Genomic DNA, 15,993 nt, shown 5'->3' on the forward strand with positions numbered 1-15,993 from the left:
GGCGCGGGTGCGGGCGGCGCCTGGACGGCCGGGCGTCCCGGCCGCGGCGCCGACCCCGCGGGACGGGGCGGCTCGAGAGACGTGACGAGACGCACCGGCCGCACCACCTCGGGGATCCGCACGGGGTGGCGCGTGGCGGAGACCGCGAGGAGCGCGAGGAGCAGCGCGAGGTGGCCGGCGAGCGAGAACGAGAGGTCGCGGTGCACGGCCGCGTCAGCCACCGGGGTTCTGCGTGGCGAGCCCGATGTTGACGAGCCCCGCGCCCCGCACGAGGTCCAGCACGCGGATGACCTCGCTGTAGGGGATCCCGGCGTCGCCGCGGACGATCACCTGGGTCTCGGGGTTCGCGCCCGCGGCCTGGGCGAGGTGCGCGCGCAGCTGCGCCTCCGTGACCGGCGCGCTGTTCCAGAAGATGCCGCCGCTCCTGGCGAGGCTCACCACGACGGGCTTGGCCGGGGTGCTCAACTTGTACGGCTGGGCGGCCGGCAGCTGCACGTCGATGCCGTGCTCGAGGGTCGGCGAGACGAGCATGAAGATGATCAGCGTCACCAGCAGCACGTCGACGAGGGCCGTGACGTTCATGTTCGTGTTCGGCTCGAAGCCGAACGCGCGCCGCTTGCTTTGGTAGAAGGCCACGGCGCCGGCGCTAGGGGCGGTCCTCGCGGACGAACTCGCGCTCGATGAGCGCCAGGAAGTCGGCGCTGAACGCATCGGCCTCGCCGGCGAGCTCGCGGATGCGCGCGCCGATGAAGTTGTAGCCGAGCAGCGCGGGAATCGCCACGAGGAGGCCGGCGGCCGTGGCGATCAGCGCCTCGGAGATGCCCGAGCCGACGGCCGTGACGCCGGTCGCGCCGCGCGCGCCCATCGTCTGGAACGCCTCGAGGATCCCCCAGACGGTGCCGAGCAGCCCGAGGAACGGCGCGGCGCTGACGGTCGTCGCGAGGATGATGAGGAAGTGCTCCAGATCGAGGAAGCACTTGTCCTCGACGGCGGCCACCGCCCGCGCCAGGGTCGAGAACTGCAGCGGGCTGATGCGCGGCCGCGGCGCGCCCGCCCCCGCCGACGGGTCGCGCGCAAGCCCCGCCTGCAGCTCCTCGCAGCCGCGGACGAAGACCGCGACGAGGGGCGAGTCGAACGACCCCCTGTCCCCGCCGACCTGCCGCAGCAGGCCGGGGAGGTCGCGGCGCATCCGCCGGTAGATCTCGAGGAACCGCCGCGTCCCCCGCGCGTTGCGCCGCAGCGCCCGCACCTTGGCGATGATGATCGCCCAGGCGACCACCGACAGCGCCAGCAGGGACAGGTAGATCGCCTTCGCCAGGAGGCTCGCGCCGGCGAAGTGGCGCAGCCAGAAGCTCACATCCATATCTTTGCTAGTATACCTCAGCCGGCAGGGACGCGGGGAGAGGGGAGGTGGAGGCGTGAAGAAGCTCCTCAGGAACGAGGCCGAGCGGACGCGGCGGATCCTCGCGCTCCTCGACCGCCACTACCCGGACGCGCGCTGCTCGCTGGATTTCTCCACGCCGCTCGAGCTGCTCGTCGCCACGATCCTCTCGGCGCAGTGCACGGACGAGCGGGTGAACGCGGTCACGCCGGCGCTCTTCGCCGCGTACCGGACCGCGGCCGACTACGCCGCGGCGGACCCGGAGCAGCTGCGTCGTGCGATCCGCCCCACGGGCTTCTTCCGGAACAAGGCGGCGGCGATCATGGGCGCGGCGGCGGCGATCGTCGCGCGCCACGGCGGCGAGGTGCCGCGCACGATGGAGGAGCTGACCGCCCTGCCGGGCGTGGGGCGCAAGACCGCGAACGTCGTGCTCGGGAACGCGTTCGGCGTCCCCGGGGTGGTCGTCGACACGCACGTCGGCCGCCTCGCCCGCCGGCTCGGGTGGTCGACGGCCGAGGACCCGGCGAAAGTCGAGCAGGACCTCATGCGCCGGATCCCGCGCGAGCGCTGGGTCCGCCTCTCGCACCAGTTCATCGCCCACGGGCGCGCAATCTGCAAGGCGCCGCGGCCGCGCTGCCCCGAGTGCTTCCTCGACGCGACGCTCTGCCCCTCGCGCATCGAGGGACCCGCGTCCTGACCGTCCTCTCCTCGAGTACTTTATCGACTTGCCCGGGAAAGCCGGACGCGATACTATTGCTCATGGCGGTCGCGTCCGGGATCCCCCCCGGGCGCCAGGAAGCCGCCAGCGGTTGAGAAACAAGCGGAAGGAGGGGGGTCCGCTGGACATCATCGGTCAGAGCGCCGGCATCCGGCGCATCAAGGAGCTGGTGGCCAAGGTCGCCTCGACCGGCCACACCGTGCTCGTTCTGGGTGAGAGCGGCGTCGGCAAGGAACTGGTGGCGCGCTCGATCCACCGCCAGAGCCTGCGGCACGAGCGCCCGTTCGTCGTCGTGGACTGCGGGATGCTCAACGAGAACCTCCTGCAGAACGAGCTCTTCGGCCACCAGAAGGGGGCGTTCACCGGCGCGACCGCGCTCAAGCACGGGCTCTTCGAGGTCGCGGACACGGGCACGCTCTTCCTCGACGAGATCGGCGAGGTCAGCCTCGTGCTGCAGTCGAAGCTGCTGCGCGTGCTCGAGACCGGCACCTTCCGGCGTCTCGGCAGCACCGCGGACGTGAAGGTCGACGTCCGGCTGGTCGCCGCCACCAACCGCGACCTCGTCCAGATGAGCCGCGAGGGGACGTTCCGCGAGGACCTGTTCTACCGCCTCAACGTCTTTCCGGTGGTCGTGCCGCCGCTGCGCGAGCGGCGCGACGACATTCCGCTGCTCGCGCGTCATTTCCTCAAGCGCTCCTCTCCGCCCGGCGCCGAGAAGACGCTTTCGGTCGAGGCGCTCGAGCTGCTCAAGGCCTACCCGTGGCCGGGGAACATCCGCGAGATGCAGAACGTCGTCGAGAGCGCCCTGATCATCGCGGAGGGGACGGAGATCCAGGCGCAGGACCTGCCCGTCGCCGTGCGCGGCGCGGGACCGCGCCCCGGGCTCGATCTCTCGGAGGAGATGTCCCTCGAGGAGCTCGAACGTCGCTACATCAGCCTTCTGCTCGAGCGCTTCGAGGGGCACCGCGCACGAGTCGCCCGGGTCCTGCAGATTAGTGAACGCAACCTCTACCGCAAGCTGCGCGCCTATCACCTCGAGGACGCCGGCGCGGCCGCCCGCCGCCGGCCTCCGGGACGCTGACACCTCGTCAGGCGGCTGCTGACAGCCTGTCAGCAACCTGACTGTAACGGAAAGGGTGCCGCGGTCATCTGCACCGAGCGGCGACCCAAAACATGCGTGATTCGCATGAGAATCACGCTGCCTCCCCATTGTGTCCCGGCACTGGTACGGATATTGCTTTGTTCCGGCGGGTAAACAATGGAGGGGAACGTGCCGATCCCGAAGGTGCTGGTCTTCTCGCGCAAGCCGCCCGAGGAAGGCGGCATCTCGACGATCCTCTCCGATGACGGCTACCAGGTCGAGTGGACCGACAGCGGACCGGCGGCGATCTGTGAGGCCCTTTCGGGTTCGATCGGCGCGTGCGTCATCATGGTCAGCCGCAACGCCGACCGCGAGGTCGACTACATTCCCTGCCTCAACCGCGTCGACCCGAAGCTGCCGATCATCGTCATCGCCGAGCACGACTCCATCGAGCTCCAGCGGCGCATCCGCCGCCACCGCGTCTACTATTACCTGATCCTGCCCATCAACCGCGACGAGATCCGCGCGGTCCTCCACAGCGCCGCCCCGGTCGCTGCGAAGCGGCGCCGGCGTTCCTGACATCCCTGTGGCGGGCCGCCGCGGCGCCCGAAGCCGCCCGTGAGTACGACTGTCAGCCTGTCATCTTGCTCTGACATTTCGTCAGAAGGCCTCGGTCGTGAATGTGAGTGCAGTCACGAAGCGGTGCGAATGGTTGGAAAATCGCGGAAAGAAGCCGCAGGGGCGCACGCTGAGTGTTGGTATGTTTCTTGCTCTCCTGAATGAAGCGCACATGGGGGAGCGAGTGGGACTGGCAGAGGCGTTGAACGAGCGGCGGGCAGAGATTCTGGAGCGGTGGCTCCAGGTGCTGCTCGGGACCTATCCGGCCGAGACCGCCCGTTTCCTCACGGGCGTCGCGGATCCCTTCGGCAACCCCGTCGGACAGACGCTGCGCGCCGGCGTCGATCGGCTCTACGACGCCCTCGTCGGCGGGCACGGCCCGGACGCGATGGCCGCCGCCGCCGACGGCATCGTCAGGATCCGGGCGGTCCAGGAGTTCCCGCCCTCGGTCGCCGTCGGCTTCGCGCTCGCGCTGCGCCCCATCCTCCGGGAGGAACTGGCCGGGGCTGCGCTCGCGGACGCCGAGCGCGCCGCCCTCGATGACGCCGTCGACCGCATGGCCCTGGCCGCGTTCGACGTCTACATGCAGTGCCGCGAGAAGATCTTCGAGATCCGGGTGCGCGAGCTTCGGGACGCGCGGCGTATGGCCGAGCGTCTCGGGGCGTAAACGGGGCGGGGTTCGGCGGAACAACAGCGGGGGGAGGGCGCATGAAGCTAGTGAGTGCTCTGGCAGCGGTGGCGATCCTCACGGCCATCGGGCTCGCGGGGGGGAGCTCCGGCGGTCTGCAATCCTTGTTCGGGATCTGGGTCCCCTATGCCGCGGTCGCGGTGTTCATCGGTGGCATCGTTCTCCAGGTGGTCCGCTGGGCGAAGTCGCCAGTGCCCTTTCGCATCCCCACGACCTGCGGCCAGCAGCGGGCGTTGCCCTGGATCAAGAACGACAGCCTCGAGGCCCCGCACACGACCGGTGCGGTCCTCGGGCGGATGTTCCTCGAGGTCTTCTGCTTCCGCTCGCTCTTCCGCAACACCCGGATGAAGATCGTGGGCGGCAACGCGGCCTACGGCTCGAGCAAGTGGCTCTGGCTCGGCGCGCTGGCCTTCCACTACGCCTTCTTCGTGATCCTCATCCGCCACCTGCGCTTCTTCCTGGAGCCGGTACCGGGCCTGATCAGCGCGATGGACAAGGCGGACAGCTTCTTCCAGATCGGGCTGCCCCCCGTGTACCAGACCGACGCGGTGATCCTCGCCGCGCTGGCCTTCCTGCTGCTGCGGCGCCTGCTCGAGCCGCAGGTGCGCTACATCAGCTTCGCCTCCGACTACTTCCCCCTCGTGCTCATCGGCGCCATCGCCACGACGGGCGCCCTGATGCGCTACTTCGTCCGCGTCGACGTCACCGCGATCAAGCAGCTGGCGATGGGGCTGGCGACCTTCTCTCCGGCGGTGCCCCAGGGCGTCGGCGCGCTCTTCTTCGCGCACCTGCTCCTGGTCTGCGCGCTGCTCGCCTACTTCCCCTTCTCGAAGCTCCTGCACGCCCCGGGGGTGTTCCTGAGCCCGACGCGCAACCTGGCGAACACGAGCCGCGAGGTGCGGCACATCAACCCCTGGAACCCCCCGGTCAAGGTCCACACCTACGAGGAGTGGGAGGAGGAGTTCCACGTGCCGATGGCGAAGGCCGGCTTCCCCCTCGAGAAGGAATACAAGGAGTAGACGATGGCGACGCCGAAACCACAGGAACTCGTCAACACCATCAAGCCCGCTCCTCCGGCCACGGAGTGGATGGACACGCCGGTCGATCTGCGGCCCGGCACCTTCTGCTACGCCGGGAAGCCGAAGTTCGTCGAGTACCTCGGCTTTCCCTTCCCGCGCGAGTGGCGGCCGCAGGACGAGGACTGGAAGCTCCCGCCGAACTGGAAGGAGATCATCCTCGAGGGGATCCGCGACCGGCTGCTGCGGTTCCGCTCCTTCCACCTCTTCATGGACATCTGCGTGCGCTGCGGCGCCTGCGCCGACAAGTGCCATTTCTTCATCGGCTCCGGCGACCCGAAGAACATGCCGGTGCTGCGCGCCGAGCTGATGCGCTCGATCTACCGGCGTGAGTTCACGCAGGCCGGCAGGATCTTCGGGAAGCTGGCCGGCGCGCGCGAGCTGACCCCCGAGGTCATCAAGGAGTGGTACCAGTACTTCTACCAGTGCACGGAGTGCCGCCGCTGCTCGGTCTTCTGCCCCTACGGCATCGACACCGCCGAGGTCACGATGATGGGGCGCGAGCTGATGCACCTGATCGGCGTGAACATCAACTGGATCCTCGAGCCGGCCGCGAACTGCTTCCGGGTCGGCAACCACCTCGGCATCACGCCGCACGCCTTCAAGGGGAGCATCGAGGGGCTGGTCGACGATGTCGAGACCGCGACCGGGATCCGCGTCAACCCGACCTTCAACCGCAAGGGCGCCGAGATCCTCTTCGTGACGCCGTCGGCCGACGCCTTCGCCGCGCCGGCGATCTTCACGCTGATGGGCTACATGCTCCTGTTCCACCAGATCGGCCTGGACTACACCTTCTCGGCCTACAACTCGGAGGGCGGCAACTTCGGGCTCTTCACCTCGAACGAGATGATGAAGCGGCTCAACGCCAAGATGTACGCCGAGAGCAAGCGCCTCGGCGTCAAGTGGATCCTCGGCGGCGAGTGCGGCCACATGTGGCGCGTCGTGCACCAGTACATGGACACGATGAACGGGCCGGCCAACCACCTCGAGGTGCCGCGCTCCCCGGTCACCGGCACGGTCTTCGAGCACGCCAAGAGCACGAAGATGGTGCACATCTGCGAGTTCACCGCCGACCTGATCCGCAACAACAAGCTCACGCTCGACCCGAGCCGCAACGACAAGTACAAGGTCACCTTCCACGACTCCTGCAACACCGCGCGCGGCATGGGGATGATGGAGGAGCCGCGGTACATCATCAACAAGGTGATGAACCCCGCCAACTTCCACGAGATGCCGGAGAACACGATCCGCGAGCAGACCTTCTGCTGCGGCTCGGGCTCGGGCCTCAACACCGACGAGCTGATGGAGATGCGCATGCGCGGCGGCTTCCCGCGCGGCAACGCGCTCAAGCACGTCGTCGACAAGCACGGGGTGAACCTGATGGCCTGCATCTGCGCCATCGACAAGGCCACGCTCTCCTCGCTGGTCGACTACTGGGTCCCGGGAACGGAGATCGGCGGCGTGCACGAACTGCTCGGCAACGCGCTGGTCCTGGACGGCGAACCGGAGCGCACGCAGAACCTGCGCGGCGAGCCGCTGAAGGAGGACTAGGCGATGATCTACGACAAGGGAAAGATCTTCCTCGGCCTGGCGATCTTCGTCGCCCTCGTCGCCTCGCCGTTCTGGTACAACCCGGTCTTCGGGACGGGGAAGACGGCGCCGCCGGAACCGAAGCTGCCGAAGACCGCCACGCTCTGCGTGCTGCCGAAGGCGCAGATGCGCGCCGGGCACATGCAGGTCATCTACGACTGGCGCGAGACCGTGGTGCGGGGCGGCGGGCGGATGTACCGGCACCCGGACGGGGTCGAGCGGGAGATGAGCCTCTCGAACACCTGCCTCAAGTGCCACGAGGGCAAGAAGGAGTTCTGCAACACCTGCCACACGTACCTCGCCGTCAAACCTTTCTGCTGGGACTGCCATTTCGACCCGAAGGAGCAGGCGTGATGAGCACGGGAGAGGGGAAGGGGATGGATCGCCGCGGCTTCCTCAGGCTCGCGGGCCTCGGCGCCCTCAGCGCGGCCGCGGTGCCCGCCGGCTGGGACCTGCTGAAGCCGGGCGCGGCGCTGGCCGCCGGCGCGGGCGCCCCGGTCGCCGGCCGGCGCTACGCGATGGTCGTCGACGCGCGCACGGGCTGCCCCGACGGCTGCCGCGACTGCATCGGCGCCTGCAACACCACGCACAACATCCCGACGTTCGCCGACGAGCCCGACCCGCGGCGGCACGAGCTGAAGTGGATCTGGCAGACGTCGTTCCACAGCGCGTTCCCGGGCAACGAGCAGGAGTTCGCGCGCGAGGACCTCGAGAGCAAGCAGGTCACGGTCCTCTGCAACCACTGCCAGAACCCGCCGTGCGTGCGGGTCTGCCCGACCAAGGCGACCTACCAGCGGCCGGACGGCATCGTGATGATGGACTTCCACCGCTGCATCGGCTGCCGCTTCTGCATGGCCGGCTGCCCCTACGGCTCGCGCAGCTTCAACTGGCGCGACCCCTGGCCGCGCAACGCCGCGACCGGGGAGCCCGCGAAGCTGCCGAACCCGGAGTACCCGACGCGGATGCGGGGCGTCGTCGAGAAGTGCACCTTCTGCTCCGAGCGCCTCGACCGCGGCCTGCAGCCCGCCTGCGTCGAGGCCTGCAAGGAGAAGCTCCTGGTCTTCGGCGACCTGCACGACGCGGGCTCCGGGGTGCGCGCGCTCCTCAAGGAGCACTACACCATCCGGCGCAAGGCCAACCTGGGCACGCAGCCCCAGGTCTACTACGTCATCGGCGCCTAGGGGGGAGCGGGCCATGCTGGAAAAAGCGCTTTCGGGCAGCACGCGGTACCGGGCCTGGGTCGGCGGCCTCCTGCTGGTGATCCTGGTCGGGGTCGGCTTCTACGTCCGGCAGTTCAACGAGGGGCTCGGCATCACCGGGATGAGCCGGGACGTCACCTGGGGCTTCTACATCGCCCAGTTCACGTTCCTCGTCGGCGTCGCGGCCTCCGCCGTGATGCTCGTCATCCCCTACTACCTGCACCACTACAAGGCCTTCGGCAAGATCACGATCCTCGGGGAGTTCCTCGCGATCGGCGCGGTGACGATGTGCCTGCTCTTCATCCTGGCCGACCTCGGGCAGCCGATGCGGGCGATGAACGTGATCCTGCACCCGACGCCGAACTCCGTCCTCTTCTGGGACATGGTCGTGCTCAACGGCTACCTCTTCCTGAACCTGCTCGTCGGCTGGACGACGCTCACGGCGGAGAAGAAGGGCCTGCCCTCGCCGAAGTGGATCAAGCCCTTCATCTATCTCTCCGTGCCCTGGGCGGTCTCGATCCACACCGTCACGGCGTTCCTCTACGCCGGCCTCCCCGGGCGCGGCTTCTGGCTGACCGCGGTCATGGCGCCGCGCTTCCTGACCTCGGCCTTCGCCGCGGGGCCGGCGCTGCTGATCCTGCTGGCGCTGCTGGTGCGCAAGCTGACGAAGTTCGACCCGGGGAAGGAGCAGATCCAGACGCTCGGGACAATCGTGGCCTACGCGCTGCCGCTGAACCTCTTCCTGCTCGCCTGCGAGGTCTTCACCGTCTTCTACAGCAACATCCCCGACCACAAGCTGCACTTCCAGTACCTCTACTTCGGGCTCCACGGCCACAACGCGCTCGTGCCCTGGATGTGGACCTCGGTCGCGCTCGCCGTCGGGGCGGTCGTGCTCCTGGTCAACCCGGGGACCCGGCGCAACGAGACCCTGCTGGCCTGGGCCTGCGGCATGACGTTCGTCGCGACCTGGATCGACAAGGGCCTCGGCATGATCTCCGGCGGCTTCGTGCCCAACCCGCTCGAGGAGATCACCGAGTACTGGCCGACGCTCCCCGAGGCGCTCATCGCGCTCGGGATCTGGGCGATCGGCGCGCTCATCGTGACCGTGCTCTACAAGGTGGCGGTCGCGGTGCGCGAGCAGGAGCTGGCGTAGGGAGCGGGCGGATCGCGGCCGCCGGGAAGACGGCGGGCCGCGTGCGCATAGAGAAGCGAGTGGGCAACCAACCCAAAGGAGGAGTGCCATGCCCCACATCGAGGTGAACGGCAAGCAGATCGAGGTCGACGAGGACGGCTACATCCAGAAGCTCGAGGACTGGAGCGAGGACGTCGCCAAGCACATCGCCAAGCTCGAGCAGGTCGAGCTGACGCCCGAGCACTGGGAGATCGTCAACTTCCTGCGCGCCTACTACCAGGAGTACAAGATCGCCCCCATGATCCGGATCCTCACCAAGGAGATCGCCAAGAAGATGGGGCCGGAGAAGGGCAACACGAAGTACCTCTACTCCCTCTTCCCGGCCGGCCCGGCGAAGCAGGCCTGCAAGATCGCCGGCCTGGCCAAGCCCGCGGGCTGCGTGTAAAGGGACCGAAGGCGGTGCGGGGGGCCCGGTGTCGGCGCTGCGCGAGCGGTTGCGCGTGCTTCTCGAGCGCGGCGATTCGGCCGCGGTGCTCGGGCTGGCCGCGCGCGAGCGCGGCGTCGCGCGGACGCTGGTCTCCCTGCTGTGCGACCCCGACGAGCTGGTCCGGTGGCGCGCGGTGAGCGCCCTCGGGCACGTCGCGGGGAGCGCTCCCGAGCTGGTGCAGCCGCTGGTGACGCGGCTGTACTGGTCGCTCAACGACGAGTCCGGCGGCATCGGCTGGATGTCGGCGCCGGCGCTCGGCGAGATCGGGCGCAGCGCGCCGCCGCTGCTGCGCCACTGCGTGCGGCCGCTCGTGCGCTACCTGGACGAGCCGTTCCTGCTCCCGGGGGCGCTGTGGGCGATCGGCAGGCTGGCGCCGGCCTATCCGGCCGAGACCCGCGAGGTCGTCCCCGAGGTCGCGCGGTGCTGTCACGGGGACGACCCGGCGGTGCGCGCGCAGGCCGCGGTGGCGCTCGGCGAGATCGGGGAGGACGGCGGCGGCCGGACCGGGCGCGCGATCGGGACGCTGGCCGGCGACGCCCGGCCGGCGCGGCTGTACCGGGACGGCGGGCTCGTGACGAAGCAGGTGCAGGAGTGGGCCGCGGAGGCGCTCGCCAGGCTCCGGAGGGCGTGAGGCTCGCGTCAAAGGACCACACACACCCCGCCGCGGGTGGCGGGGCGATTTGAAAGGGAGGACGTACAGATGGCGGATCTCAAGTACAAGACGCCGCTTCTCGACGAGCTCGAGAAGGGGGAGTGGCCGAGCTTCGTGAAGGAGCTGAAGCGGGCGGCGGCGAAGAAGCCGATGGCCGATGGCCTCCTCGGGCAGCTCGAGAAGTCCTACCGGGACAAGCAGACCTACTGGAAGCACGGCGGCCTCGTCGGCGTGCAGGGCTACGGCGCCGGCATCATCGGCCGCTACACGGCGCTCGCGGACCAGTTCCCCGAGGTGACCGCGTTCCACACCGTCCGCATCAACCAGCCGGCGGGGTGGTTCTACAGCTCGAAGGCGCTGCGCCAGCTCTGCGACATCTGGGACAAGCACGGCTCGGGGATGCTCAACCTGCACGGCTCGACGGGCGACTTCGTGCTGCTCGGGACGACCTCCGAGGAGCTCGAGGACACCTTCACCGAGTACTCGGCCGCCGGCTGGGACCTCGGCGGCTCCTCCTCCGACATGCGCACGCCCTCGTGCTGCAACGGCATGGCCCGCTGCGAGTTCGCCTGCTTCGACACGATGGCGCTCTGCCAGGACCTGACCATGACCTACCAGGACGAGCTGCATCGCCCGGCCTTCCCCTACAAGTTCAAGATCAAGATCGCCGGCTGCCCGAACGACTGCGTGGCGTCGATCGCGCGCTCCGACCTCTCGATCATGGGCACCTGGAAGGACGACATCCAGGTCGACCAGGCCGAGATGGCCGCCTACGCCAAGGCCGGCAAGGACATCCAGGGCGAGGTCGTCGGGATGTGCCCGACCGCCTGCATGAGCTGGGACGGCAAGGCGATGAAGATCAACAACAAGCAGTGCAACCGTTGCATGCACTGCATCAACGTCCTGCCCAAGGCCCTGCGCGCGGGCAAGGTGCGCGGCGCGACGATCCTCGTCGGCGGCAAGGCGCCGATCCTCGAGGGCGCGCAGCTCGGCTCGGTGGTCGTGCCCTTCATGCCGATGAAGGCCCCGTTCTCCGAGATCAAGGAGCTGATCCAGAAGCTCTGGGACGTCTGGGGCGAGAACGGCAACAACCGCGAGCGCATCGGCGAGTTCATGCTGCGCGTGGGCGTCGGCAACTTCATGGAGAGCATCGAGCTGGCGCCGGACCCCCAGATGGTCCTGCACCCGCGCGAGAACCCCTACATCTTCTACGAGGAGTACTTCGAGGAGGAGTAGGCGGCGCGCACCGCGCCGGCGAAGCAACGTACCAATGATCGCCTAACGGCAGGAGGATAGAGAGAGATGGCAGCTCCGGCAAAGCGGCAGACCGACATCGGTCCGCCTCACTACGAGCAGTTCCTGCACCCGGTCATCAAGAAGAACTACGGCACCTGGAAGTACCACGAGTCGATCAAGCCCGGCGTGATCGTCCACGTCGCCGAGGGCGGCGACAAGATCTTCACGATCCGCGCGGCCTCCCCGCGCCTCGTGAGCACGGACTTCGTGCGCGACCTGGCGAACCTCGCCGACAAGTACTGCGAGGGGTACCTGCGCTTCACGAGCCGCAACAACGCCGAGTTCATGACGGCCGAGCAGAAGAACATCGACCCGCTGATCGCCGACCTCGCGAAGCTCGGCATCCCGGTCGGCGGCATGAACAACTCGATCTCGAACATCGTCCACACCCAGGGCTGGGTCCACTGCCACACGCCGGCGACGGACGCCTCGGGCCTGGTCAAGGTCGTGATGGACGAGATGATCGACTACTTCAAGCACGAGAAGCTCCCGGCCAAGCTGCGCATCGCCGTGGCCTGCTGCCTGAACATGTGCGGCGCCGTGCACTGCTCGGACATCTCGCTGCTGGGCATCCACCGGCGGCCGCCGAAGGTCAACGACGCCCGGGTGACCGACCTCTGCGAGATCCCGACGACGGTCTCCGCCTGCCCGACGGCCGCCATCCGGCCGGCGGTGAAGGACGGCAAGCAGACGGTGACGGTCGACGACAGCCGCTGCATGTACTGCGGCAACTGCTACACCTCGTGTCCCGCGATGCCCCTGGCCAACCCGATCAACGACGGTGTCGCGATCTGGGTCGGCGGCAAGGTCTCCAACGCCCGCAGCATGCCCGCGTTCACGAAGCTGGCCATCCCCTACCTGCCGAACAACCCGCCGCGCTGGCCGGAAGTCACCGACGCCGTGAAGCACCTCGTGGAGGTCTACGCGAAGAACGCCGTCAAGCACGAACGGTTCGGCGAGTGGGCGAACCGGATCGGCTGGCCGCGCTTCTTCGAGCTGACCGGGCTGGAGTTCACCAAGTACCACATCGACGACTACAAGCTCGCCCAGAAGACGCTGCGCTCCACCGCGCAGATCAAGTTCTAGGCGAAGGAGGCGACGACGATGGGCACCGTTTCGCAGGCCGACCTGGCCGAGGGCATCTTCAAGATGGTCGAGGCCGACGCCGGCAAGGTCCGCTACAAGCCCCGCGACCTCGAGAAGGGGATGACCAAGAAGTTCGGCGAGGGCGCGTTCTCGAAGGAGGACTTCAAGGCCGCACTCAAGGACCTGATGGACAACGGGCGCCTGGTCTACGGCTACTACGGCGGCGTCTCCGTGGAGCTGCCGCACCAGGAGGGCTCGTCGAAGTAGTCCCGCACGCCGGCCGCGGCCGGCGTCGCGCGCGCGGGGCCGCGACCCCGCGCGCGCGACGCGGTCGCACGCCGGCGGGCATCACCAGAGCGGAAGGAGAGCAGCGCGCATGGCGGAGATGAAAGTCGTCAAGAAGGTCACCAAGCTCGGCGCCCGCGGCGGGGGCGGGGCCGGCAAGTCCGAGGACACCGGCCTGCGGCCGTACTGGGTCGAGAAGATTCCGCCGTGCACGTTCATGTGCCCGAGCTCGGAGGACATCCGCGGCTACCTGACCTACATCGCCCAGGCGGAGAAGTACGGGCGCACCGCCGCCGATTCGTTCACGCAGGGCTGGCACATCATCACGAACCGCAACCCGTTCCCGGCGACGATGGGCCGCATCTGCCCGCACCCCTGCGAGGGGGCCTGCAACCGCGGCCAGCTGGACCTGCCGGTCGCGATCAACAACATGGAGCGCTGGGTCGGCGACTGGGGGATCAAGCACGGGCTGCGCGCGAAGAAGCTCGTCGACGAGAAGCGCCCCGAGAAGGTCGCCGTCGTCGGCGGCGGTCCCGCCGGGCTCTCCTGCGCCTACCAGCTCGCGCGCCGCGGCTACGCCGTGACCGTCTTCGAGGGCGCCGCCAAGGCTGGCGGGATGCTGCGCTACGGCATCCCGAGCTACCGCCTGCCGGACGAGATCCTCGACGCCGAGATCCAGGCGATCCTCGACCTGGGCGTCGAGCTGCGGCTGCACCAGAAGATCGGCCGCGACGTGGCGCTGGATGATCTGCGGCGCGACTACCAGGCGGTCTACCTGGGGATCGGCGCGCAGAAGGGCGTGAGCCTCGGGCTCAAGGGCGAGGACGCGGCGAACGTCTTCTCCGGTGTGGACTTCCTCCAGCGGGTCCGCCTCGGCGAGAAGATCGACGTCGGCGACAAGGTGATCGTCATCGGCGGCGGCAACACCGCGATCGACGCCGCGCGCACCTCGCGCCGGCTCGGGGCGCACGTGACGCTCGTCTACCGCCGCACCCGCAAGGAGATGCCGGCGATCGAGCACGAGATCACCGAGGCCGAGCACGAGACGGTTGTCTACGAGTTCCTCTCGGCGCCGCTCGAGATCGTCGTGAAGGACGGCCGCGCGGTCGCCCTGAAGTGCCAGCGCATGGAGCTCGGCGAGGCCGACGCGAGCGGGCGGCGGCGCCCGGTCCCGGTGCCCGGCTCGGAGTACGAGATCCCCTGCACCGCCGTCATCGCGGGCATCAGCCAGATCCCCGTGTGGGCCGGCCTCGAGTCGTTCCGCAGCGACAAGGGCTGGATTGACGTGAACGAGGTGCACGAGACCTCCGTCCCCGGCGTCTTCGCCGGCGGCGACGTCACCGTGGGCCTCGGCATCGCGACGCAGGCGATCGGCCTCGGCCGCCAGGCCGCCGAGGCGATCGACCGCAAGTTCCGCAACCTGCCGGCGCCCGAGCCGGACCCGCGCCGGATCATCCGCGCCGACCAGATCGTCGGGCTGCAGCTCAACGAGAAGAAGCCGCGCCAGGAGCGCCGGCAGATCCCGGTGGCCGAGCGCATCGTGGACTTCCGCGAGTGCGACACGACCTACGAGGAGTCCGAGGCGGTCACCGAGAGCAAGCGCTGTCTCTCCTGCGGCCTCTGCTGCGACTGCGACAACTGCTTCATGTACTGCCAGGACAAGGCGGTCGAGCGGCTCGACAAGAGCCTGCCGATCGGCCAGCACTACAAGGTCAACAACGACAAGTGCATCGGCTGCAAGAAGTGCGCGGAAGCGTGCCTCTGCGGCATGATCGACATGAAGTAGTGCCCTTCGGGGCGGGCGTCGAGGGGCGGCGGGGGGCCGGATTCGGCTCCCCGCCGTTTCCTTGCCCGGGCTGGTGCGATGTCAGGGGCGTTCCCGTGCCGGGCCACGTCCCGGCGGCGCCTGTTCCCTTCCGTCTCGCCCTGCGTCCGTCAGTGCGCGAGAGCACTCACCGGCTGCTCGACTGTCAATGCGCCGGCCACACTCAGCCGCCACAGCAGGCGGCCGGCGCATTATGACCGGTCACAGGCGCCCCCGGGCCGTGGCCCTGTTGACGAAACTGCCGGGACTCCAGGGGGTGACAGCGGCGAAGCCGCGCCAGAGGGGGCTCAGCCCCCATGGAAGCGCCCGGCGGCGGCACTGCGCGTCATCGAACATGTCGGGCGCTGCGCCGATGGGCACCTGGGCGTTCGGATCGGAGCGTCCCCGCAGGGGCGAAACCTGTTGTCTGAGCCCAGCAGGGGCGAGCTGCAGGTTTCGAGTGGAGGGCCGGACAGGCCCAGGTCGAGCCCGAAACTCAGCGGCCGCACGGCACCGCCCCGCCCTCGCGCGCACTGGCGCGTGAGGCGCGACGGAAGTGAACAGGCCCGCCGGGCCGGGGCCCGGCCCGACCCGCCACACCGGGTCGGCACGGCAGAGGCCTGCTCCGGAGAACGCCGGCATCAGGTGAATCGCGGTAAGATGGAGCAATGAAGCACTGCCCGTTGTTCATGGATCTGGCGGGGCGAGGGTGCGCCGTCGTCGATGCGAGGACGATCGTGACCGGGGCCGCGGGCGCGCCGACGGCACGCGCCAGCGGGAGGGGGGCGTCATGAGGCGTGGGTGCAGAGCAGGGGTTGGGGCGGTCTTGACGTTCGTGGCGCTCGTGGCGGCGGCCGGCACGGCCGCGGCGCAGAGCCTGCAGTGGGAGCGCACCTGGCG

General features: G+C 69.0%; 18 protein-coding genes. 15 read left to right on the forward strand and 3 right to left on the reverse strand.

Annotated elements, in window-relative coordinates; translation table 11 throughout:
* The 3 genes from VI078_04295 to VI078_04305 form a co-directional block, all read right to left on the reverse strand.
* On the reverse strand, nucleotides 1-221 hold a 221-nt coding region (locus VI078_04295), incomplete at its 3' end, for a hypothetical protein (protein ID HEY5998506.1).
* The gene (locus VI078_04300) at nucleotides 214-636 is read right to left on the reverse strand and encodes a biopolymer transporter ExbD (protein HEY5998507.1); all 423 of its coding nucleotides are present in this window, start codon (nucleotides 634-636) and stop codon (nucleotides 214-216) included. The genes VI078_04295 and VI078_04300, both read right to left, overlap by 8 nt.
* A gap of 10 nt (nucleotides 637-646) precedes the next feature.
* Nucleotides 647-1,357 carry a MotA/TolQ/ExbB proton channel family protein gene (locus tag VI078_04305; protein ID HEY5998508.1) on the reverse strand — a complete coding sequence of 237 codons (711 nt, stop codon included), beginning with the start codon at nucleotides 1,355-1,357 and terminating at the stop codon, nucleotides 647-649.
* 61 nt (nucleotides 1,358-1,418) lie between these two features.
* Between VI078_04305 and nth the strand changes: the two genes are divergently transcribed.
* From nth to VI078_04380, 15 genes are all read left to right on the forward strand, one after another.
* Nucleotides 1,419-2,078 carry an endonuclease III gene (gene nth / locus VI078_04310; GenBank protein ID HEY5998509.1) on the forward strand — a complete coding sequence of 220 codons (660 nt, stop codon included), beginning with the start codon at nucleotides 1,419-1,421 and terminating at the stop codon, nucleotides 2,076-2,078.
* 112 nt (nucleotides 2,079-2,190) lie between these two features.
* Entirely contained in the window at nucleotides 2,191-3,180 is a 990-nt protein-coding gene (locus VI078_04315) for a sigma-54 dependent transcriptional regulator (GenBank protein ID HEY5998510.1), read from the forward strand.
* A 189-nt stretch (nucleotides 3,181-3,369) separates the two neighbouring features.
* A complete protein-coding gene (locus tag VI078_04320) occupies nucleotides 3,370-3,759 on the forward strand; it encodes a hypothetical protein (protein HEY5998511.1) in 390 nt (129 codons plus the stop codon).
* A 211-nt stretch (nucleotides 3,760-3,970) separates the two neighbouring features.
* Entirely contained in the window at nucleotides 3,971-4,465 is a 495-nt protein-coding gene (locus VI078_04325; GenBank protein ID HEY5998512.1) for an RsbRD N-terminal domain-containing protein, read from the forward strand.
* A gap of 41 nt (nucleotides 4,466-4,506) precedes the next feature.
* On the forward strand, nucleotides 4,507-5,505 hold the full coding sequence (dsrM, locus tag VI078_04330; protein ID HEY5998513.1) for a sulfate reduction electron transfer complex DsrMKJOP subunit DsrM: 999 nt from the start codon (nucleotides 4,507-4,509) through the stop codon (nucleotides 5,503-5,505).
* 3 nt (nucleotides 5,506-5,508) lie between these two features.
* On the forward strand, nucleotides 5,509-7,113 hold the full coding sequence (locus VI078_04335; protein ID HEY5998514.1) for a (Fe-S)-binding protein: 1,605 nt from the start codon (nucleotides 5,509-5,511) through the stop codon (nucleotides 7,111-7,113).
* Nucleotides 7,114-7,116: 3 nt separating this feature from the next.
* A complete protein-coding gene (dsrJ, locus tag VI078_04340) occupies nucleotides 7,117-7,506 on the forward strand; it encodes a sulfate reduction electron transfer complex DsrMKJOP subunit DsrJ (GenBank protein HEY5998515.1) in 390 nt (129 codons plus the stop codon).
* Nucleotides 7,506-8,333 carry a 4Fe-4S dicluster domain-containing protein gene (locus VI078_04345; protein HEY5998516.1) on the forward strand — a complete coding sequence of 276 codons (828 nt, stop codon included), beginning with the start codon at nucleotides 7,506-7,508 and terminating at the stop codon, nucleotides 8,331-8,333. The genes dsrJ and VI078_04345 overlap by 1 nt, the downstream gene beginning before the upstream one ends.
* A gap of 13 nt (nucleotides 8,334-8,346) precedes the next feature.
* The gene (gene nrfD, locus VI078_04350) at nucleotides 8,347-9,504 is read left to right on the forward strand and encodes an NrfD/PsrC family molybdoenzyme membrane anchor subunit (GenBank protein HEY5998517.1); all 1,158 of its coding nucleotides are present in this window, start codon (nucleotides 8,347-8,349) and stop codon (nucleotides 9,502-9,504) included.
* Between the two features lie 88 nt (nucleotides 9,505-9,592).
* Nucleotides 9,593-9,928, forward strand: coding sequence for a TusE/DsrC/DsvC family sulfur relay protein (locus tag VI078_04355; GenBank protein HEY5998518.1), 336 nt, complete (start codon nucleotides 9,593-9,595; stop codon nucleotides 9,926-9,928).
* Between the two features lie 28 nt (nucleotides 9,929-9,956).
* Nucleotides 9,957-10,601, forward strand: a complete 645-nt coding sequence (locus VI078_04360) for a hypothetical protein (protein ID HEY5998519.1) — start codon at nucleotides 9,957-9,959, stop codon at nucleotides 10,599-10,601.
* 69 nt (nucleotides 10,602-10,670) lie between these two features.
* Nucleotides 10,671-11,858, forward strand: coding sequence for a dissimilatory-type sulfite reductase subunit alpha (gene dsrA, locus VI078_04365; protein ID HEY5998520.1), 1,188 nt, complete (start codon nucleotides 10,671-10,673; stop codon nucleotides 11,856-11,858).
* 66 nt (nucleotides 11,859-11,924) lie between these two features.
* Nucleotides 11,925-13,004, forward strand: coding sequence for a dissimilatory-type sulfite reductase subunit beta (gene dsrB, locus VI078_04370; protein ID HEY5998521.1), 1,080 nt, complete (start codon nucleotides 11,925-11,927; stop codon nucleotides 13,002-13,004).
* Nucleotides 13,005-13,022: 18 nt separating this feature from the next.
* The gene (locus tag VI078_04375) at nucleotides 13,023-13,271 is read left to right on the forward strand and encodes a hypothetical protein (GenBank protein ID HEY5998522.1); all 249 of its coding nucleotides are present in this window, start codon (nucleotides 13,023-13,025) and stop codon (nucleotides 13,269-13,271) included.
* Between the two features lie 109 nt (nucleotides 13,272-13,380).
* Nucleotides 13,381-15,075 carry an NAD(P)-binding protein gene (locus tag VI078_04380; protein HEY5998523.1) on the forward strand — a complete coding sequence of 565 codons (1,695 nt, stop codon included), beginning with the start codon at nucleotides 13,381-13,383 and terminating at the stop codon, nucleotides 15,073-15,075.
* Nucleotides 15,076-15,993: the final 918 nt, after the last annotated feature.

It is taken from the genome of bacterium, from assembly GCA_036524115.1.
Lineage (GTDB): Bacteria > JAUVQV01 > JAUVQV01 > JAUVQV01 > DATDCY01 > DATDCY01.